The organism is Microbulbifer flavimaris (assembly GCF_001641755.2).
GTDB classification, from domain to species: Bacteria; Pseudomonadota; Gammaproteobacteria; order Pseudomonadales; family Cellvibrionaceae; genus Microbulbifer; species Microbulbifer flavimaris.
Genome location: NZ_LRFG02000002.1, coordinates 266,980 through 285,953, shown reverse-complemented (window position 1 = coordinate 285,953; position 18,974 = coordinate 266,980). Strand labels below are relative to the sequence as shown.

The window sequence follows — 18,974 nt, the reverse complement described above, 5'->3', positions numbered from 1 at the left end:
GTCTCCCTGCTGGTGCGGTCTTGGCCGTCGTCGAGCGCAGCGCTAATTACCGTCGATCATTATGTGACATTGGTGGTGTCGTAAATTAGGTGCTATAAATGAAGCATGAGCAAGATTCGCACATTCACCCTGGAAGAGCTGTCGGCTCTGACGGATACCCCCAAACGCACAGTGCGCTATTACATCCAGCGCGGGCTGCTGGACCGCCCCGCGGGTGAAAAGCGTGGCGCGCATTACTTGCAGCGGCACCTGGAGCAGTTACTCGAGATACGAAAGTGGCAGGCCGCCGGCCTGTCTCTGGAACGGATCGCCGAGCTACTCACTGGCGATGCCGGCGTGGAGCCTCCACCGCCCAGGCGGAAGCCCGGCGACGTAGAGGTATGGAGTCACACTCTGCTGGCCGAGGGCGTGGAGCTGCGGATCAATCCGACGCAGGCCGGACTTTCCCCGGCACAGATCAGGAAGTTGACCGAGTACGTCATGGATGCAGTGTCGAAACTGGAGGACGAGAAATGAAACAGTGGCCGAGTACCGAGTGGCAGACGTCACCAAAGCTGGTATCCCGTAGCGGTGGCCCGGTGCCCCTGCAGGCAGTGGAGATCGCAGTTGAGATCCAACATTTGCTGGCCGAGATGGTTATCACTCAGGACTATACCAACCACGAGGCAGCGGATATCGAAGTCTCCTACACCTTCCCGGTGCCGACCGAGGCTGTGTTGTTGGGGGTGCAGGCCAAGATCGGGGATCGTGAAATCGCCGGCCAGGTGGCTGAGAGCGCGGACGCGGAGAGCCACTATGAGGACGCCATAGCCGATGGCGATTCGGCCATTCTGCTGCAGAGGGTGCGTCCCGGCTTGTATTCCCTCTCACTCGGTAACCTGCAGTCAGGCGAGGAGGCTCGCATCACTTATCGCTATGGACTGGCGCTGTGCTGGAATGGGGATCGCGTCGATCTGCGCCTTCCGACGGCGATCGCCCCCAAATATGGCTCCTCCGCCGCACTGGGCTTGCCGCCGCATCAGACAGTGGACGCCGATCCAACGTACCGCTGCCAGTATGAGCTGACGGTGTCGGTTGCGGGATTGCTTGCCGACGCTGTGGTCAGCTCGCCATCCCATGATATTGCTACCCACATGGAGGCAGGCGGCCTGCAGATTGGCCTGCAAGATAGCGCCGCAGACATGGATCGGGATCTGGTGCTGAATTTCCGCCTGCGGAGTGACCAGCGTTGCTCAGCGACGATGAGTCGCGACGGTGAGGGCTTTGTGGCGATGCTGAGTTACCGCCCGTCCATTCCGAATCAGGAAACCTCTAGCCCGCGTAATCTGGCCCTTGTTGTGGACTGTTCGGGCTCAATGAACGGCGACTCCATTCGCCAAGCTGGTGCCGCCCTGTCGAATATTGCCGAGAGACTGAGCCCGCAAGACCGCATCAACGTCATCTTGTTCGGCAGCCACCACCGGGCTCTATTTCCGGGCCAAGTGCTCGTGGAAAAGTCAGTGAAAAACCGTATTCGCCGGCTGGGCCGCTCCCTGCAGGCCGATATGGGCGGCACCGAACTGGCGTCGGCGCTGCGGGTGGCTTACGACTCCCTTGCTGAAGTCGGCCCGGGTGAGGTGTTGTTGATTACCGATGGCAGTGTGTGTGCGGAAGAAACCATCTTGGGAGAAGCCCGCAGCGTTCCACACCGGGTGTTTACCGTCGGGGTAGGCAGTGCAGTATCCGAGGGGCTCCTGAAAGCTCTCTCCGCCGCCACTGGCGGCAGTGCGGAATTCGTCACACCCAATGAGGACATGGCAGAGCGTATTACCCGGCATTTCGAGCGTATCCGCTCTGGCCGTGCCGGGGAAGTCAACGTGCAGTGGCCGCAATCACCCCGCGAGTCTCTGCCGCTGACTCGGGCAATCTTTGACGGGGATACCGTCCATCTCTATTACTGGTTCGATAGTGAGCCGGTTGGTTCTGCGCAGGTTGAACTCAAAGGCACGGCTGGGGTGCTTGAGGTGGTGGAAACCGAGATCTGTTCGAAGGTTTCTAACACCAAGGACTCGGCAACTGTCACCCCCCTTGAGACGCTGGCGAGGTTTGCGGCTGCCCGCAAACTCGATATCACCGAAAGCCGTGAAGAAGCATTGGCCATCGCGCTGGAATATCAGCTGCTGTCACCGTGGACCAGTTTTGTGGCAGTGGATCAACGCGTGGCGGCGGGAAAAGCCGGCTCCATGCCGGAATTGCGCAAAGTGCCGCAAATGCAGGCGGCAGGGTGGGGGGGGCTGTCTTCGCTTAGTGATAGTGTTGACTATGGTCTCGACTACATGGACTTGAGCAAGTATCGGGTCTCAGAGAGCCTCACTAGAAGCTTGGAGCAGACTTGTGCAAATTTAAGGGCCCGACTTGACTTAATTGCATCGGAACGTCCCCCCACACCTTTGCCCCATACGGATCACATCTACAGGGCAAGGAGTAATCCCAAAAATTTAACGGGGAAAAAGCTACCACCGGGGCTGGGTGATGAGCACTCGTTTTATAAGCGTGACATGCTGTCTAGGTTGCCGATTGAAGGTTTTGTGACCAGGCTTGCGCAAGTTTCGAAAAAACAAGATCTGATCATCATTTTAAAAGATTTTAAGTTGGCACTGAATCTATATGTATCCAGTGCTAGCTTTCATTTTCTTTTTACAAAAATTCGTGACGCGGAATCTGAGGAGAAAATGTTGCTGACACTGCTGCTGGATATAATCCAATTAGGACCAGAAACCCTCGAGAGCAAAAAAGCTGTAAATACCTTACTTGAGCACCTAAAGGGTGCCGTTACGCCTTTGAGCGTCCGTAGGGCTGAAGTCATCCTCGAGCGGATAGGTAGCAACCGAAAGGGAAGTTAGTGTGATTTTTTCTTATGGCAGAATCATGGTCGTCTGGTGAGCCATTACTGTTTACAGGCTGCTCGTTTCTTTGCCTGCTGGAAATTACTTGTGCTGCGCACCTCTATATTCCTGTCATTTATAAAGCTCGGAGAATTTTCCATTGTATCGAATCGTCGACACTTTGCTCTATTCGCCGTCAGATCTCTGTCGCTTCATTGAGTCGCCATTTGCGGCCTGGATGGAGCGATTGACAGTCGAAAATCCCGAGCACGGAATTGAGCCCGACGGTGAGGATCCATTACTTGCTGTGTTGGAACAGCGCGGCCTTGAGCATGAGGCGGAGGTACTCAGTAACCTGAAGGAGAGTGGCAAGGAGGTCGTCGAGATCCCCCGCGATGTCTCACTCGCAGATCAGTTGGTTGAAACCCATGCCGCCATGCGTCGCGGAGCCGATGTGATTTACCAGGCGACTCTGAAAAAGGGGTCTTTTCACGGGCATGCGGATTTCCTGATTCGGGTCGACGGAGCCTCTGAACTTGGCGATTATCACTACACCGTATGGGATGCCAAGCTCTCCGGCACGGTGAAACCGTCACATCTAATCCAGTTGTGTGCCTATGCTGAGATGCTGGCCGAGTGGCAGGGACGCCTACCGGAGTCAGTGGCTGTTGTCTTGGGCCGTGGCCAGCTGCAGAGCTTTCCGCTTGAAGAATACCTCCACTACTACCGGGTGCAAAAACAGCTATTCCTGTTAGCCGAGGCGCACTTCAGGGCCGACGCAATGCCGGATCCCGCCGAGTCGCGCGCCAGGGGCCGCTGGGGCCAGTATGCGGAATCCATTCTCGACGAGCGGGACCACCTCAGCCGGGTTGCCAATATCACGCGAGCGCAGGTCAAGAAGCTCCAAGCGACAGGTATTGAAACGCTCGAGGGGCTGGCAGAGTCCATGCGCACCCGGGTGCCGGGCATGCCTGATACTGTGTTCTCGCGCCTTCAGGCGCAGGCGCAGATACAGCGCGCCAGTGCAGGCTGTGAAGAACCTAAATTCGAAATCCTGGTGCCACAGGCGGGGCAGCAACTGGGGCTCGCTTTACTGCCGCCAGAATCGCCGCTGGATGTATTCTTCGATATCGAGGGCTTCCCCCTGGAAGAGGGCGGTCTTGAGTACCTGTGGGGCGCGACTTACTTTGATGAAAACGGGGGTCGCTGCTTCAAGGACTTCTGGGCCCATGACGCTGCGCAGGAAAAGCGAGCCTTTGAGGCGTTTATTCTCTGGGTCTATGGGCGCTGGCAGCAGGACCCGAGTATGCATATCTACCATTACGCCAATTATGAAGTAGCAGCCTGCCGTCGCCTGATGGGGCGTTATGGCGTTTGTGAGCATGAGGTCGATCAGTTGCTGCGCAACGAAGTCTTTGTCGATCTCTATAAAATCGTACGCCATGGCCTGCGCCTGGGAGAACGCAACTATTCCATAAAAAGTGTCGAGCATCTCTATCGAGGACAACGTGAGACCGAGGTCGGTACAGGCGGTGACTCTGTCGTAGTGTATGAGCAGTGGCGCCAACAGCGCGATGGTGACACTTGGCAGACTTCCGCGATTCTCAACAGTATCCGCGACTACAACATCGATGACTGCAATTCGACCCAGGAGCTCGTGGACTGGCTGCGGCAGCAGCAGCGCCAACATGATATTCCTTACATTGGCCTTGCCGAGCCTAGGGATGTGGAGCCGAGCCAAGAGGCAACGGAGCGCATACTGTGTAGAGAGCGTTTGTTGGTACTGGCAGAGCAGCAGCGCACACAGGAGCGGCGGGAAAGAGCAGAGAGCGCCGCACAGCAGGGAGAGGGAACTTCGTCAGTCCCTCAGTCGGTTGTCACGGAGACCCTGGCCTGGCTGCTGGAGTTTCATCGCCGTGAGGCCAAGCCGGTATTCTGGAGACTTTTCGACCGTCTCGGGCTGTCCGACGAAGATCTGGCGGATGACATCAATTGCCTTGCCCAGTGTGTCCGCACGCAGCGCCCACCATTCAAGCCGACCCCCAATGCCCGCAAGCGGGCCTATGAATATCAGTTTGACCCGAGTCAGGAGTTCAAGGGGGCGGGCTCGACGTTCTACATTGCCGGGGAAGAGAACGAAAATGGCAAGACCATGCGGGTGGGCTACGAGAAATTGGAAAGTGATCTGCAGGCAGGCCGGATCGTCGTCTCCAGTATGCGGGAGCCGCCCACGTTGATCACGCTCATTCCAGATGAATACGTCAATCCGGGCCTGATTGAATTGGCCCTGGACCGGCAAGTCGCGGCGTATGAGCGGGGAGATTGGGGGGCGTGTGCAATTGGTGACTTTCTCGCACGAGCGACGCCACGGATCAAGGGGATCGTACCCGGCACGCCGATCGTGGATGACGGAGCGGCAACGACGCCTCTTCATCAGGTCATTCATGCAGTCTGTGGTCTGCAGGACAGCTATCTGACTATCCAGGGACCACCCGGTGCGGGCAAGACCTATACCGGCAAGCACCTCATCGCGGAGCTGGTGCGGGAGGGCAAGGCCGTGGGCATCTGCTCCAATAGTCACAAGGCGATCAACAACCTGCTGATTGGCACCGCGGACCAATGCTGCAAACAGGGAATAGAGGCATCCTTTACCTGCACCAAGGACAACGACCCCCGCCTGGCAGAGCTGGGGATCGCGGTGATGACCAATTCCAAACTTGAGTCGGTGGTTGAGCCCGGGGCGGTGATTGGTACCACCGCGTGGGGGTTCTCCCGCGAGGAGTTGCAGGGTCGCTTTGATTATCTGTTCGTGGATGAGGCTGGACAGGTCAGTCTGGCCAACCTCGTTGCCATCAGCGGCGCTGCCAAGAACCTGGTGTTGCTGGGAGACCAAATGCAACTCGGCCAGCCGATCCAGGGCAGCCACCCCGGGTTGTCTGGCTTGTCGGTGCTTGACTACTTGTTAGGTGAGCAGGCGGCCATTGACGACACCATGGGCGTGTTCCTTGACACAACCTACAGGATGCACCCGGCAGTCAATCAGGTGGTATCAGAGGCCTTTTATGGCGGGCGGCTGCATGCGGCTTCCGATAATGCCATGCAGGTGGTTGAGGTGCCCGATGGCTACAGGGGGGCGCTGGATTGTGAGGCCGGGGTCGTCTTCTTGCCGGTCGCGCATGAGGGCAATACTCAAGCCAGCGACGAGGAGGTTACGGCCATCAAGGAGAGTGCCAAAGAGCTGATCGGCCGGATCTATCACGATAAGGCGGGTGGCCTTCGGGAGTTGACCCTGGAGGATATCCTTTTCGTCGCCCCGTATAACCACCAGGTCAAAAAGTTACAGCAAGCGCTCGGCCCAAAAGCCAGGGTCGGCAGTGTCGACAAATTTCAGGGGCAGGAGGCCCCGGTGGTGTTCCTCAGTATGTGCGCCAGTGATGCCGCCGATTCTCCTCGGGGTATGGACTTCCTGCTAGACAAACACCGGCTCAATGTCGCCATTTCGAGGGCGCAGGCACTGGTAGTGATTGTCGGCAGTCCGCTGCTCGGTATGGCAAAAGCGGGTAGCCTGTCGGACCTAAAGCGCCTGAACCTGTGGCTGAGGCTGACAAATGCAGACTGGATGGATAACTTCTAAGTATTAAAATCGGTTAAAGAGAAAGATCAGTGAAAAAGCCAAAAGCACTCCGGGGCTACAGCGATATCCATATCCGCGATGCGGGTCGTCTCAAGTACCGCTTGAAACATGTTCCCTTCCACGCTGAAAGAGCCGATAAGGTGGGAGACCGCTATTGGCTGCGCCTTGCCCGGGGCATCATTGATTACGATGGCCCTGTTGACCCAATCGTCCTTGAAGAAGCCGAGGGCAAGTAACGGCGATCGTGTCGAGAGCGTTATTATGTGATGTCGATCAAAATCGATAGAGACTCTGTTTCATGAGGCTGCTGCCCAGCAGCTTCAGATTTCCTAGCTGGTTAACTCATCGATTAAATCCTCTATCCCGGCCACTGTAGAGTCTGATTTTTCGCGAAATGCCCCCACCTGGCTGTGTCGGCCGATTAGTTCCAGATTCTTAAGCTTGTCAGGCAACCTAATTTTTAATGATGCGGTATGAGGGTCATCTTCACTGGGCATTTTCAGCTCAAACGAGCTAATGCTCCTGCTCCACGCGTCTGGCCATTGGTGAATCGGCTTGATTCTTCCTGCTTCATCGAACAGGTCCTTGATATCTAGTTGGTCGATTTCGACGAGTCTTTGCAGCACGCCGTCAGCGCTAGTTCGGGTTCTTTGCAGTCTCTTGGCGATCCCGTGATTAATGGCCTCTGCGATGTCAGGTTTTGACAGGTTTTCAGCTGCAATTTGCCGAGCGGTAGTGCTGCTATAGCCGGCTCGGATTGCAGCTTGAGTCGCATTCAGATCTATCAAATACTCTTCAACAAAGAGTGTCTGCTTGTGGGTTAATTTCTTCATTTTGAGATCCCTAGTATATTTCGTAGCCAGCAATTGGCGGCATGGCGCCCGCGATTCTGTTTTTTATGATCCACTTCCTCGAGCGCCATCACTGCCATCCAAACAGCACCTAGCGCTCTGAGAAGAGCATTGTGGGCGTGTGTCCTGATTGGTAATACTGACTGATAAAACTGAATATCTTCAGGGAGAGGCTCGGCCCCGAGTGCCTCCAGATGCTCCCTGATCTGCAGGCGGTTCGGGGTGATTGCAGCTCTTGGCTCCCGGCTCTGTTGGCTTTTTGGCTCTACCCCGGATTCGGCCGTGGCTTGTGTGGCTCCAACGTTGGCTTCTTCATGGCTTCTCTGAGTTTGGCTACTATTAATAGCCTCGTGCTGGCGAAGCCGCTTTGGAGCCGGCTGAAGAGCCACACCACCCTGTATAGAATCTGATATAGAGCCAGAAAGCCGGGGAGCCATGGGGGCAGCATTGGACTTTTCAGGAGCAAAGAAGGCCTCCGCCATCGAGGTGATATTAAGTTGCGGCATCGAAGACCTCCCATTGATTCGGCTGTCCTCGTCCGTCAGTGCCGACTTGTCTCAGGAGTTTTGATTCACAGTAAATCTGCATGACGTTACGAATGTGTCTTCGATCTCTACGTAGTTTCAGTGGTCGTGGGGAGTATTTATCAATTTCCTCGATAGTCGCCCGACCACCGCGCTTCATAGCCAACCACTCGATGAATTGCTGTGCACGGAGTTCCAGTGGTTCTGCCTCCTGCTCCTGTGCAAGTCGTAATGTGGTATTAAGGTAAAAGTTAGCCAGCCGGGTTGCCCGTAACATAGCGTCCACAGACACCGCTGGGCTGTCCTCGAAGACGGCCAGAATCGTCGCGATTCGCAAGGCCTGTTCGGCCACTTTTGACACAAATGGGCCAATGATCTCAAATGCCCCACCGGGAGCTTGCTCCTTCTCTGACTCGTTGTAGAGCAGATCCCAGGCCTCGACCGCATGTGGCTCAAGTTCCATGCATGGCAGCACAACACCACCGGTAAAATCAGCCTCCCACTGCGAGTTGAGTAGCCTGTGAACCTCTTTGTGGAGTCTGTCTCTGGCTGTATGTGGCACCGGAGGGAGGTTCCGATCAATAAATCGGCTGCCGGCAATGGAGTCGATGTGACAGACCAGGAATCGGGCAAAGATGCCTTGTTGTTGTAGTAGAGGATCTTTGAGTAGGGTCTCGGCAATCACCGGTTGTGTTAACAGGTGCACCGCAAGCCGGCGGTTAGTCAAGAGTATGCGGTCTGAGGCGCGGGTGCGCACAATATCTTGCCCATCCCAGAACTCCGATAGCCCACAGATAGTCTTGGCAGCGTTCTCAGGCTTCATGGCGTGACCACCGAAGAAGCTGCCGGCTTCGTCATTGAAAATAGCTTGTGAGGGTTGACCGTTTTCAAAAGATTTCTGCAGTCCTTCCAGGGTGGGTTCGCGAATAATGAGATTTGCTTCCCTGGGCGCGATTAGCTCAGCGCCGCCCTCGGCTTTGCGTCTCAGGTATTCCTGATGTTCCTGCTGGTAGACTTCAAATAATGCCCGTGAATGCTCCTTGACGGCCCGCGCAGCCTGCTTGTCACAGGCCGACTTCCGATCACCACTCTGGGCCACAGAGAGCAAGAAGAGAGAGAGGGGAATCTCTGTCTGCAGGACAGGATGGCGGATATTGGTGACACGTTGTGCTGCAAATGAGGCGACGCCAAGGACAGACTGGGCTGCCAGTTCAACAGGGACCTGTACCGCAGCCGCAATCTCTGCGGCTGCGCCTCCAAGTATTTCACCCAGAGCATCCACCGGGAACGTGGGTTTTGCCTCAAACTGCAAGCCTTTCGGCTCCCGATCTTCCGTGTTATATGTGCCGGCTTTTTCTGCGGGGAGGTTGGCAATTGCAGTGTCGACGACAAGTTGAAATGATTTTAAGCTAATAGCATCTACATCGTCGGGATAATGATATTCAACATCACCATTCACTAGGATTGCGAGAATCATGCCACAGCGACTCACCGCATAGCCCGATCCGTTACGAGTCATAATCTCGCCATGGGGGGAATGTAGCCGCTCATCGGGGACAATACAGATTTCTCTTCCCGGGAATACTGACTCAACTAGAGTGCAGGGATTCATTAGTTTTTGCCCCCCTGCTTTTTCTTGCTGAGGTGAACTAGCTCCGCTAGTGTTTGGCGATCTTCGCTACTAAATTTATAGACTTTACGCCAAAGCCAGCCATGTTTTCCGTAGGTGAATGTGGATGTAGAGGGGATTTTCAATCCCCGTTTTCGTAGCTGAGCAATGACGGCTCCGGGTCTCTTGGTGTCCAGGATCTCTCTTAGTTCATGGCCGTCATGACCTCTAACCAGTAGGCATGCAATCGCATGCATTTGCCGCTTTGTGGTGAAAAGGACTGTTAGATAGCGACTGACTATGTATATCGCACTGCTAATACTCTTGGCTTGAAGACGTGTTACGTGTCTTACTTGCGCTTGCATCTTCATGCCTCCTCAGATTCTGCGATTAGCTGTTGTTGAAGCTCGAGGAGATACGAACCCTGCCATACTGATGTCCGCGGTCCGAGCTTGATTGGCCTCTGAGCTCGCCCATCTGCAACCCAACGCCACCACGTCGATACCCCGATGCCGAAGATTTTTGCGCAACCAGTCGCTCGATACAGGACAGATGGGTCAAGAATGTATGGTGGCTGTTTCAGCCCTTGGGGGTGGGCCCCCTCTCGACCTGCTTGATATCTGATGTCTTTTTTCATGTGGTTTCCGTTTTTTGGGCACAAAAAAACCGGCATGAGGCCGGTTCATAAGTGGTCTACACGGTTAATGTGGAGTCAGCCCCATGACCGGGACCAATGAGGTATCCCTGAAATGGGTACGGATTTCAGGCATAAAAAAACCCGCCAAGGGGCGGGTTTCTTGTCTGCTGGCAGTACTGTGACCAGCATGACGTTTTTATACAGCTTCAGCACAAGTCTCGTCAAGCCCTCAGTGATCTTAATTGGTTTCCGTGGGGCGCGGTCTCTTTGGGGACGGAGAGCTGTGCGGTTCATGTGGGTGAACTTCATATAAATTCCTCAGGCAAGCGGCTTGGCTTTGGCTTCGAAGGTTGTCCAGATAGTTCGCCCATTCCTGCATCATGGTCCGCCGCTGGTGTAGGTGCTTCGTACGGTTGTAGGCCCGTCCAAGGGTGTCTTTCACTTCGTGGGCTAGTTGATGCTCGATATAGTCCACTCGGAAGTTTAAGACCTCGTCAAGAAGAGTGCGGGCCATCGCGCGGAAGCCGTGGGCGGTCATGGTGTCATTGTCATAACCCAGTGAGCGCAGGGCTGTCCGGACCCCGTTGTCAGAAAGGGGGCGACTCTGGCCTCGGGCTGAAGGGAAAACATACTTGCCTCGTCCGGTGAGGGGTTCAAGGTCCTTCAGTAGGGTTATGGCCTGTTCTGCCAGCGGGATAATGTGGGGGTGCCCCATCTTCATTTTCTCGGCCGGTATTTCTATCTGGCGTGCCTCCCAGTTGATCTCTGCCCACTCCAGCTTGCGCAGCTCCCCGGGACGGCAGAACAGGAGCGGGGACAGCATTAGAGCGGTTCTGACCACGGGGGTCCCCTGATATCCGTCAATGGCAACCATCAGACGACCAACTTCTAGTGGCTCTGTGATAGCTGCAAGGTGCTTTTTCTTGGTGGGGGTGAGGGCGCCGCTCAGGTTGGTTGTTGGGTCCCGGTCGGCCTTGCCCGTGGCCACACCAAAGCGGAATACCTGGCTGGCTACCCGTTTTACCCGGTGGGCGGTTTCCACGGTGCCCCGGCTCTCGATCCGGCGGAGGCAGCGCAGGACTTCGGGTGGGGTGATTTCGGCAATGGGTCGCTTGCCCAAGTAGGGGATGAGATCACGACTCAGGGCCAGTTGCGCCCGGTCCTTTGATGATTTGGACAGGTGGGCCACCCTGGCGGCGAACCACTCCTGACTGACAGCGGCAAAGCTGTTCCTGCTGGCCTCCAGTGCGGATTCCTTGCTGGCGCGTCGCACATCGCGGGGATCTATCCCGCCGGCGACATGCTGGCGGGCTTCGTCGCGCAGTTCTCGGGCCCGCTTGAGGCTCACGTCAGGGTAGAGCCCAAGGGCCATCTCCGGACGCTTGCCATGGAGGCGGAACCGAAAGACCCAGCGCTTGGCCCCGGTGGGAGTGACTTCAATCGCCAGCCCTTTCTCGTCGACCTCGATATATTTCCTGTCTCTGGGCTTGAGGGCCCGTATCTTGGTGTCTGACAGCGGCATGGCGGGGGTTCCAGCTAATTTGGACGGGTTGGAAGGCGGCAATAGGCTCAACCCGTCCATAAACCCGTCCACCTGATGGTGGATTTCGTCAGATTAAGCTAGATCAACTGGGGGGAGAAAGACAAGAAAAAGCCCCGAAAACTCTAGGTTTGCGGGGCTTTCTGGGGTCGTCTGAGACGATTGTTTGGTGGAGATGGCGGGAGTCGAACCCGCGTCCGTCAGCACTCTGCCATGAGCTCTACATGCTTAGTTCCGTTTATTGATTTGGCCGCATACAGCCCAACGGGCAGGACGTAATTGGCGAGCCTGTAAAAGTTTTAACCGATCCCCGACAGGCGCGGTTCACGGCGATCCAGTTCTGTATGACAGCCTACAGCGCGGTACTGGCACCTTGCTGAAGGCCGCTAAGGGGCGAACCCTTAGTAGTGCTTCACAGGCTGCTTACGCAGCGAGTTGGGCACCGTAGTTGTCGTCGTTGGCAACTAATAAATTGCAGCTTTGGGTTTACGTGATTGGCTGCCATCACGGCATGCACCCATGGTTTCGTCACCGGCGTCGAATCCAAGTCATCCCCGGTAGAAACCCTGTGTGGTAAGTCAATTATACCTGAAACGGGGCCGTAACAATACGGCCCGTGTGGCCTGTTTTGTCTGTCCGGTCACTCAGAATACTGACTGCGCAAAGGCGGCCAGAATCAGGAGTGGGCAGACGATGCGTACGTACCAGGGCCAGATTTTCCAGAACAGGGTGCTCTCTATGTGCTCGTGACCTTCTTTGAGTTCCATCAGCAGCTGGTCCCGCCGCCAGATCCAGCCGGCGAAGATACACAGTGCCACACCGAGCAGGGGCTGGCCCCATTCGGTGCTGATGCTGATCACGAGGCCGAACAGGGCATCGAAGTTGAGGATGATCACGGTGCTGATGGCAAAGATGACCAGGCCCATCATGGAGGTCGCGGCTTTGCGGGGTACCTTGAGGCTCTCGATGGCAAACGCCACCGGCACTTCCAGCATGGAGATGGAGGAAGTGAGGGAGGCGATGACCATCAGGGCGAAGAAGGCCATGGCCACGAACAGGCCCGCACTGCCCATCTCATTGAACAGTGCCGGCAGCACCTGCAGGATCAGGCCGGGGCCGGCAATCAGCTCGCCACTGGCGGAGAAGATCTGGGTGCCGGCTTCCTGGGCCACGTACATGGCCGGCAGGATCAGCAGGCCGGCGGTGAAGGCAATACCCACATCGATCAGGGTCACCAGGGCGCCGAGGCGCGGCAGGCTCTCCTGCTGGCTCAGGTAGGAGCCATAGATCAGCATGGTGCCCACACCCAGTGACAGGGAGAAGAAGGCCTGGCCCATGGCGGACAGCATCAGCTCCGGGTCGATCAGGCTCAGGTCCGGCATCAGGTAGACCTCTAGGCCGGTCATGGCGCCGGGCTGGGACAGCACGTAGAGAATCAGCAGCAGCATCAGGATCAGCAGCGACGGCATCAGCAGGGTGGACCAGCGCTCGATGCCTTTCTCCACGCCGGCGGCGATGATGACCATGGTCATGCCACTGAAGATGGCGGTGAAGGTCAGGTTGCGGGCGGTGCTGTCGCCGGTCAGCCACTGGGCCGCATCGGTGGCACCGAACAGGCTGGCAAAGGGCTCTGCCAGGTGCGCGACCATCCAGCCGGCGACAATGGCATAGAAGCTGAGGATCAGTGAGGCGACGGCGATGCCGCCGAAGCCGGTCAGGCCGCCGAGGAAGCGGCTCACAGGCCCCTTGGCGATGGTGCGCAGGGCGTGGACCATATTGCTGCGGGCGTAACGGCCGATGGTGAGTTCCGCCATCAGTGCCGGGTAGGCCAGCAGGAAGGCGAGGATCAGGTAAACCATCACGAAGGCGGCACCGCCGCTCGCTGCTGCCTTGGTGGGGAAGCCCCAGATATTACCGAGGCCGACGGCGGAACCCGCCGCGGCCATCAAAAAGCCGATATTGGAACTGAACTGTCCTCGCGGTGCGCTCATAGTCAATCCTGTCATTATTCTTCTTTAGCGGGCGTGACTGGTTTAGCGGTGGTCAGTGCGCATCAGGCGCTGCTTCTGCCGGTTCCAGTCGCGCTCCCGCTCGGTGTCGCGCTTGTCGTGCTGGGCCTTACCCTTACCCAGGGCAATCTCGCACTTGATCAGGTGTTTTTTCCAGTAGAGGGCGGTGGCCACCAGCGCGTAGCCTTTCTGGTCCACTGCAGCCTTCAGCTTCGCCAATTGCTTCTTGTGCAGCAGCAGCCGGCGGGTGCGGTCGGGCTCGGTGACAAAGTGGGTCGAGGCGCTGGGCAGTGGCTGGATGCGGGCACCCAGCAGCCAGGCCTGGCCGTCCTTCATCAGCACATAGCTGTCGGTCAGCTGCGCCTTGCCCTCGCGGCAACTCTTCACTTCCCAGCCCTGCAGCTCAACCCCCGCCTCGAACTTCTCCTCGATGGAGTAGTCATGGCGAGCCTTCTTGTTGAGGGCAATGGTGTTGGAAGACGGTGCCTTTTTCTTTTTGGCCATAGGTACTTCTTTACGGTGAGTCGAACTGGCGGATCATAACAGAGGGCCCCGGCCTATCACAGCGAGGGCCCTGCCGGTCCAGGTTGCCGCTAGAAGAAGCTGATGCCGAAGAACTTCAGGGCCACGGTGTTGATGAAAATCAGCAGCAAGATGACCGGGATGAAAGTACCCAGGGCAAAGTTGATATAGCGCTGTGAGAACGAGCCGGCAAAGCTGGGATCACCGTCCTGCAGCTCTTTGTCGAAGTTGGATTTCTTCCAGCGGTAGATCACGAACAGGCACACCAGCAGCCCGTTCAGCGGCAGGATGGTGTCGTAGAAGATGATTTCCACCAGGTCGAAGAAGGACTTGTTGGCGCCGGCCAGGGTGACGAACTCGGTGAACCACTGCACCATGCCGAAAGACACGGCGCAGAAGATGGCCAGTACCACCTGCACGGCGCCCACGGTGTAGATGGCCTTGCGCCGGTCCATGCCGCGCTCGTCGCGCAGGGTGGCCACTGGTACTTCAATGATGGAGACCAGGGAAGTGATTGCCGCGACCAGCACCAGGAAAAAGAACACCGCGGCGAAGGCGCTGGCGCCGACATAGCCGACGTTGTCCTGCAGGGCGTAGAAGATCTTCGGCAGGAACAGGAAGATCATGCCGGCGGAGCTGTCGCTCAGCTCGGTGGGGTCAATCTGCGGGTTGAAGTGGAAGATGGTCGGCAGGATCAGCAGGCCGGCGGTGAAGGCCACCATGGTATCCGTCAGTGCGACCACCTTGGCGGACCCGGGTACCGACTGGTGGGCCTTCATATAGGAACCGTAGGTGATCAGGATGCCCATGCCCAGCGACAGGGAGAAGAAGGCCTGGGCCATGGCCTTGCTCAGCACATCCGGCGTCAGCTTGGAGAAGTCCGGGATCAGGTAGTACTGTACACCCAGCATGGCATTTTCCTGGGTGAGAACGAAGATCACCAGGCCCACCAGCATCACAAACAGCATCGGCATGAGGGTTTTCGCCGCCCGCTCGATACCGTCCTTGACCCCCAGCGCCAGGATGCCATTGATGATCAGCATCAGCACCACCAGGTAGGCAAAAACGGTGGGGGAGTTGATGAACTGCCCGAAATAGGCCTCGGTGGCGAGCATGTCCAGATTGCCGGTCAGGGTTGCCACCAGGTAGCCGAGCACCCAGACGGTGACCACCAGATAGAACACAGCGATCATAAACGGCGTAATCAGGGCCAGCCAGCCGGGGATCTGCCACAGCTTCGAGCCGCCGGAAAGCTCCCGGTAGGCGCCGACCGGATCCTTGTCGGTGCGACGGCCCAGGGCGAGTTCCGCCATCATGACGGGCAGGCAGATAAAGACGACGAACAGTGCGTAGATCAGCAGGAAGGCGCCGCCGCCGCTCTTGGTGGCGGCGACTGGAAATGCCACCAAGTTGCCGATTCCCACGGCTGACCCCGCCGCGGCCAGGATGAAACCCAGCCGCGACCCAAAGTGTTCTCTCGCTGCGGACATAGTACTCTCGCTTGCCTGTTATTCTTGTGTGTGCCTGGTCGTGAGTGCCGCGCGTACCTCAGGATCGGCGCGACCGAGCGGTATTAATGTCGCGATTGTTGCAGGATTTGCCTTGCTTGAGTAGCGCTGGCTGGCAAAATTGCGCGCGAACTGCGGTTGTCGGCCGCAACTGGCCTTGATGTTGGAATAATTAGAAAACATGACGCAAATAGAGCGCAGCGCGCTGGTGATGCACAGCGCAGAGCAGATGTTTGACCTGGTAAACGATGTGGAAAAGTATCCGCAGTTCCTGCCAGGTTGCCGCAACGCCGAAATTTTACACAGTGACGAGCACACGCTGGAGGCGCGGCTGGACCTGTCCCGGGCCGGCATCCGGCAGAGCTTTGTCACCCGCAACCGGTTGCAGCGTCCAACGTCGATGGAGCTTGAGCTGGTGGACGGTCCCTTTTCGGAATTTGCCGGCCACTGGGAGTTCAAGCCGCTGGGGGAGGATGCCTGCAAGGTGCAGTTCTCCCTGTCGTTTGCGATTCGCAATCGCCTGGTGGCGGCGGCAGTGGGCAAGCTTTTCAGTGAGCTGGCCAACCAGATGGTGGGGGCCATGAGTGCGCGGGCGGACGAGGTATACGGAAAATCCCTATGACTGACATCAAGACAATCGCTGTAGAAGTGGTCTACGCGCTGCCCCATGAGCAGCGGCTCATCAAGCTGCTGGTGGAGCCGGGCACCACTGCGAAAGAAGCGCTGGTTCGCTCCGGGATTCCGGAGGAGTATGACGAGGTGGATCCGGACACGGCCAAGCTCGGAATATTCGGCCAGTCACTGGGCACCAAGGGGCTGGCGGGTGCAGAGCAGTATGTTCTCCAGCCCGGGGATCGGGTGGAGGTGTACCGACCGCTGATTGCCGACCCGAAAGAGGCGCGCAAGCAGCGGGCGGAAAAGGCGCGCCGGCAGGCGCAGCAGCAGAAAGGCTAGGGCCGGATCAGGGCCAGCCGGCCGGCTGCAGGTCGCCACTGGTGGCGATCAGGATGTCGCCATTGAAATATACGGTGAAGCGCTTCTGGGTGACCTCGCCTTCCGGGTCGCGCACACGGTTTACGTAATCCCAGCGATTCGGCTTGAAGGTGTCCTCGATCAGCGGTGTGCCCAGCACGAAACGCACCTGGCGGCGGGTCATGCCCGGCTTCAGCTGATCCACCATTTCCTGGGTGACGATATTGCCCTGCTGCACCTCGATGCGGTGCACGCCGGGGAACTCAAACAGGCTGCAGGCGCTGAGGACGGCACTAAGGCCGGCGATGGCAAGAAATTTCACGAAAGAGGGCATTCAGTGCTCCGTTATCTTTTGTCTTTGCAGCGGCAGTGCCCGGTGCAGGTCGGCAGCTCGGAGAATAAGAGCCGGCCAGGGGGCGAAAGTTCCGGCCGCGCGACCTGTCGGGGCGCTGGTACCGTCACCGGGGTTCCGCTGTGTCCACTGGGCGTGGATAATAACCGAAGAGCAGGCGCGCTGACAGAGATGGCAGGCGCTTCCTTGCGATGCCGGGGAGCCAGCGACGGCGCGTCGAACCATAGAAAGTAGCAACCAGAATTCAGTCGGGAAACCAGATCCATGCCAAATGAAAACCAGGAGCTGCGCAAGGCAGGCCTCAAGGTCACCCTGCCGCGGGTAAAGATTCTGCAATTGCTGGAGAACGCCAGTGAGCAGCACCTGAGTGCGGAAGATGTGTACAAGTTGCTCCTGGAGGCAGGCGAGGATGTGGGCCTGGCCACCGTTTACCGGGTGCTGACCCAGTTCGAGAGTGCAGGCCTGGTGATCCGTCACAACTTCGATGGCGGCCACTCGGTATTTGAGCTGGACCGGGGCGACCACCACGACCACATGGTGTGTACGGATACCGGCAAAGTGATCGAATTCCACAACGAGCAGATCGAAAAGCTACAGCACCAGATTGCCGAGGAGCACGGTTACGAACTCACCGGCCACAGCCTGGTCCTGTACGTAAAAGAGAAAGAGCAGTAAGACCCGCCGGGGCGGCATCGTGCCGTCCCTTGACGCTTCCCGCCCGCCTTGGGACACTTCCACCACTATATAAACATACAGGGAGCAGCCCTTGACCCGGATACTGGGTATCGACCCCGGCTCGCGCAAAACCGGTTACGGATTGATCGATATCCAGCGGGGTGGTGCCGTCTACGTGGCCAGTGGTGTGGTGCGTATTCCGGATACGCCGCTGCCAGAACGCCTGAAGCTCATCTTTGACGCCATCAGCCAGATTGCCCAGCAGTATGAGCCGGAGCAGATGGCGATCGAGAATGTGTTTATGTCCAAGAGTGCCGGTTCGGCACTGAAGCTGGGCCAGGCCCGCGGTGCCGCGATTGTGGCCGGCACCCATGCGGGGCTGCCGGTGTCCGAGTACGAGGCGCGCAAGGTCAAGCAGGCGGTGGTGGGTAGCGGTGCTGCGGACAAGTTACAGGTGCAGCACATGGTGAAGACGCTGCTGCGCCTGCCGGCGGCACCGCAGGAGGATGCCGCCGACGCCCTGGCGGTGGCGCTGTGTCACATGCACACCATGCAGACCCTGGTGCAGACCGCCGGCAGCGCACACAGCCGCTTCCGCCGCGGCCGCCTGACGATTTCCTGAGGGGGAACAGAATCCAATGATCGGAAGATTGCGCGGCAGCCTTGCCGCAATCCAGCCGCCGCAACTGCTGGTGGATGTCCAGGGGGTGGGGTACGAAGTCCTCGCGCCGATGACCACCGTGTTCGAACTGCCGCCCCTGGGGCAGGAAGTGCAGCTTTATACCCACCTGTCAGTCTCCGAAACCGCGCAACAGCTGTTCGGTTTCCTGCGCGAGTCCGATCGACAGCTGTTCCGCACGCTGATCAAGGTCAATGGTGTGGGGCCCAAGATGGCGCTGGCCATCCTCTCCGGCCTGGACGGCAAGGCGCTGGCCCGCTGTGTCGCCGAGGACAATGTGGGCGCGCTGGTCAAGGTGCCGGGCGTGGGCAAGAAGACTGCCGAGCGCCTGATCATCGAGCTGCGCGACAAGCTGGCCCCGGAACTGAATGATGCCAACGATATTCCGCTGATGGCGGCGGGGGCACCGAAGGTGGACCACGTGGGCGAGGCAGAGAGCGCCCTGGCGGCGCTGGGCTACAAACCCACCGAAGCCAGCAAGATGGTGGCCCGGGCCAGCAAGGAGCAGCCGGAGGCCGACAGCGCCACCCTGATTCGCCTGGCGCTGAAGGGCATGGTGCCCGCATGATGCTCGCCACCATTAACAGCCGCATCTCCA

General features: G+C 57.9%; 17 protein-coding genes and 1 other RNA gene. 9 read left to right on the top strand and 9 right to left on the bottom strand.

Features of this window, described 5'->3' with window-relative positions; all coding sequences use genetic code 11:
• Positions 1 to 105: 105 nt before the first annotated feature.
• From AWR36_RS06090 to AWR36_RS06075, 4 genes are all read left to right on the top strand, one after another.
• Positions 106 to 516, top strand: a complete 411-nt coding sequence (locus AWR36_RS06090; protein ID WP_067082576.1) for a MerR family transcriptional regulator — start codon at positions 106 to 108, stop codon at positions 514 to 516.
• Entirely contained in the window at positions 513 to 2,882 is a 2,370-nt protein-coding gene (locus tag AWR36_RS06085; RefSeq protein WP_067082573.1) for a VIT and vWA domain-containing protein, read from the top strand. The genes AWR36_RS06090 and AWR36_RS06085 overlap by 4 nt, the downstream gene beginning before the upstream one ends.
• 220 nt (positions 2,883 to 3,102) lie before the next feature.
• Positions 3,103 to 6,498 (top strand): TM0106 family RecB-like putative nuclease, encoded by a 3,396-nt coding sequence (locus AWR36_RS06080; RefSeq protein ID WP_082679432.1) that lies wholly within the window; start codon positions 3,103 to 3,105, stop codon positions 6,496 to 6,498.
• Between the two features lie 29 nt (positions 6,499 to 6,527).
• Positions 6,528 to 6,734, top strand: coding sequence for a hypothetical protein (locus AWR36_RS06075; RefSeq protein ID WP_067082566.1), 207 nt, complete (start codon positions 6,528 to 6,530; stop codon positions 6,732 to 6,734).
• A gap of 93 nt (positions 6,735 to 6,827) precedes the next feature.
• Here AWR36_RS06075 and AWR36_RS06070 read toward each other — a convergent pair whose 3' ends face one another.
• The 8 genes from AWR36_RS06070 to AWR36_RS06030 form a co-directional block, all read right to left on the bottom strand.
• Complete coding sequence (locus tag AWR36_RS06070) at positions 6,828 to 7,331, bottom strand: terminase small subunit (protein WP_067082563.1); 504 nt, start codon at positions 7,329 to 7,331, stop codon at positions 6,828 to 6,830.
• Positions 7,328 to 7,855, bottom strand: a complete 528-nt coding sequence (locus AWR36_RS06065) for a hypothetical protein (protein ID WP_067082560.1) — start codon at positions 7,853 to 7,855, stop codon at positions 7,328 to 7,330. The genes AWR36_RS06070 and AWR36_RS06065 overlap by 4 nt, the downstream gene beginning before the upstream one ends.
• Positions 7,842 to 9,350 (bottom strand): YfjI family protein, encoded by a 1,509-nt coding sequence (locus tag AWR36_RS06060; RefSeq protein ID WP_067082557.1) that lies wholly within the window; start codon positions 9,348 to 9,350, stop codon positions 7,842 to 7,844. Before AWR36_RS06060 ends, AWR36_RS06065 begins: the two co-directional genes overlap by 14 nt.
• 1,007 nt (positions 9,351 to 10,357) lie before the next feature.
• Positions 10,358 to 11,641 (bottom strand): tyrosine-type recombinase/integrase, encoded by a 1,284-nt coding sequence (locus tag AWR36_RS06050; RefSeq protein WP_082679430.1) that lies wholly within the window; start codon positions 11,639 to 11,641, stop codon positions 10,358 to 10,360.
• A gap of 185 nt (positions 11,642 to 11,826) precedes the next feature.
• Positions 11,827 to 12,215: a transfer-messenger RNA gene (gene ssrA / locus AWR36_RS06045) on the bottom strand.
• Between the two features lie 88 nt (positions 12,216 to 12,303).
• Positions 12,304 to 13,650 carry a sodium-dependent transporter gene (locus AWR36_RS06040; RefSeq protein WP_067082551.1) on the bottom strand — a complete coding sequence of 449 codons (1,347 nt, stop codon included), beginning with the start codon at positions 13,648 to 13,650 and terminating at the stop codon, positions 12,304 to 12,306.
• A 42-nt stretch (positions 13,651 to 13,692) separates the two neighbouring features.
• A complete protein-coding gene (gene smpB / locus AWR36_RS06035; RefSeq protein WP_067082547.1) occupies positions 13,693 to 14,172 on the bottom strand; it encodes an SsrA-binding protein SmpB in 480 nt (159 codons plus the stop codon).
• Positions 14,173 to 14,261: 89 nt separating this feature from the next.
• Positions 14,262 to 15,680, bottom strand: coding sequence for a sodium-dependent transporter (locus AWR36_RS06030; protein WP_067082542.1), 1,419 nt, complete (start codon positions 15,678 to 15,680; stop codon positions 14,262 to 14,264).
• Between the two features lie 199 nt (positions 15,681 to 15,879).
• Here AWR36_RS06030 and AWR36_RS06025 point away from each other — a divergent pair, with 199 nt between their 5' ends.
• Positions 15,880 to 16,320 carry a type II toxin-antitoxin system RatA family toxin gene (locus tag AWR36_RS06025; protein WP_067082540.1) on the top strand — a complete coding sequence of 147 codons (441 nt, stop codon included), beginning with the start codon at positions 15,880 to 15,882 and terminating at the stop codon, positions 16,318 to 16,320.
• The gene (locus AWR36_RS06020; protein ID WP_067082537.1) at positions 16,317 to 16,652 is read left to right on the top strand and encodes an RnfH family protein; all 336 of its coding nucleotides are present in this window, start codon (positions 16,317 to 16,319) and stop codon (positions 16,650 to 16,652) included. Before AWR36_RS06025 ends, AWR36_RS06020 begins: the two co-directional genes overlap by 4 nt.
• Before the next feature lie 7 nt (positions 16,653 to 16,659).
• Here the strand turns inward: AWR36_RS06020 and AWR36_RS06015 are convergent, their stop codons facing one another.
• Positions 16,660 to 17,004, bottom strand: a complete 345-nt coding sequence (locus tag AWR36_RS06015; RefSeq protein ID WP_067082533.1) for an outer membrane protein assembly factor BamE — start codon at positions 17,002 to 17,004, stop codon at positions 16,660 to 16,662.
• A gap of 282 nt (positions 17,005 to 17,286) precedes the next feature.
• Here AWR36_RS06015 and fur point away from each other — a divergent pair, with 282 nt between their 5' ends.
• The 3 genes from fur to ruvA all read left to right on the top strand — a co-directional run bounded on the left by fur (position 17,287) and on the right by ruvA (position 18,944).
• On the top strand, positions 17,287 to 17,697 hold the full coding sequence (gene fur, locus AWR36_RS06010) for a ferric iron uptake transcriptional regulator (protein WP_067082530.1): 411 nt from the start codon (positions 17,287 to 17,289) through the stop codon (positions 17,695 to 17,697).
• 91 nt (positions 17,698 to 17,788) lie between these two features.
• Positions 17,789 to 18,319, top strand: a complete 531-nt coding sequence (ruvC, locus tag AWR36_RS06005; RefSeq protein ID WP_067082528.1) for a crossover junction endodeoxyribonuclease RuvC — start codon at positions 17,789 to 17,791, stop codon at positions 18,317 to 18,319.
• A gap of 16 nt (positions 18,320 to 18,335) precedes the next feature.
• A complete protein-coding gene (ruvA, locus tag AWR36_RS06000; protein ID WP_067082525.1) occupies positions 18,336 to 18,944 on the top strand; it encodes a Holliday junction branch migration protein RuvA in 609 nt (202 codons plus the stop codon).
• Positions 18,945 to 18,974: the final 30 nt, after the last annotated feature.

Bases quoted from the DNA above. Each gene is read 5' to 3' on its own strand.
- AWR36_RS06025 (WP_067082540.1), top strand. From the start codon at position 15,880: ATGACGCAAATAGAGCGCAGCGCGCTGGTGATGCACAGCGCAGAGCAG.
- AWR36_RS06060 (WP_067082557.1), bottom strand. From the start codon at position 9,350: ATGATTCTCGCAATCCTAGTGAATGGTGATGTTGAATATCATTATCCC.
- AWR36_RS06080 (WP_082679432.1), top strand. From the start codon at position 3,103: ATGGAGCGATTGACAGTCGAAAATCCCGAGCACGGAATTGAGCCCGAC.
- ruvA (WP_067082525.1), top strand. From the start codon at position 18,336: ATGATCGGAAGATTGCGCGGCAGCCTTGCCGCAATCCAGCCGCCGCAA.
- AWR36_RS06040 (WP_067082551.1), bottom strand. From the start codon at position 13,650: ATGAGCGCACCGCGAGGACAGTTCAGTTCCAATATCGGCTTTTTGATG.
- AWR36_RS06020 (WP_067082537.1), top strand. From the start codon at position 16,317: ATGACTGACATCAAGACAATCGCTGTAGAAGTGGTCTACGCGCTGCCC.
- fur (WP_067082530.1), top strand. From the start codon at position 17,287: ATGCCAAATGAAAACCAGGAGCTGCGCAAGGCAGGCCTCAAGGTCACC.
- AWR36_RS06065 (WP_067082560.1), bottom strand. From the start codon at position 7,855: ATGCCGCAACTTAATATCACCTCGATGGCGGAGGCCTTCTTTGCTCCT.
- AWR36_RS06030 (WP_067082542.1), bottom strand. From the start codon at position 15,680: ATGTCCGCAGCGAGAGAACACTTTGGGTCGCGGCTGGGTTTCATCCTG.
- AWR36_RS06070 (WP_067082563.1), bottom strand. From the start codon at position 7,331: ATGAAGAAATTAACCCACAAGCAGACACTCTTTGTTGAAGAGTATTTG.
- AWR36_RS06015 (WP_067082533.1), bottom strand. From the start codon at position 17,004: ATGCCCTCTTTCGTGAAATTTCTTGCCATCGCCGGCCTTAGTGCCGTC.
- AWR36_RS06050 (WP_082679430.1), bottom strand. From the start codon at position 11,641: ATGCCGCTGTCAGACACCAAGATACGGGCCCTCAAGCCCAGAGACAGG.
- smpB (WP_067082547.1), bottom strand. From the start codon at position 14,172: ATGGCCAAAAAGAAAAAGGCACCGTCTTCCAACACCATTGCCCTCAAC.
- AWR36_RS06090 (WP_067082576.1), top strand. From the start codon at position 106: ATGAGCAAGATTCGCACATTCACCCTGGAAGAGCTGTCGGCTCTGACG.
- AWR36_RS06085 (WP_067082573.1), top strand. From the start codon at position 513: ATGAAACAGTGGCCGAGTACCGAGTGGCAGACGTCACCAAAGCTGGTA.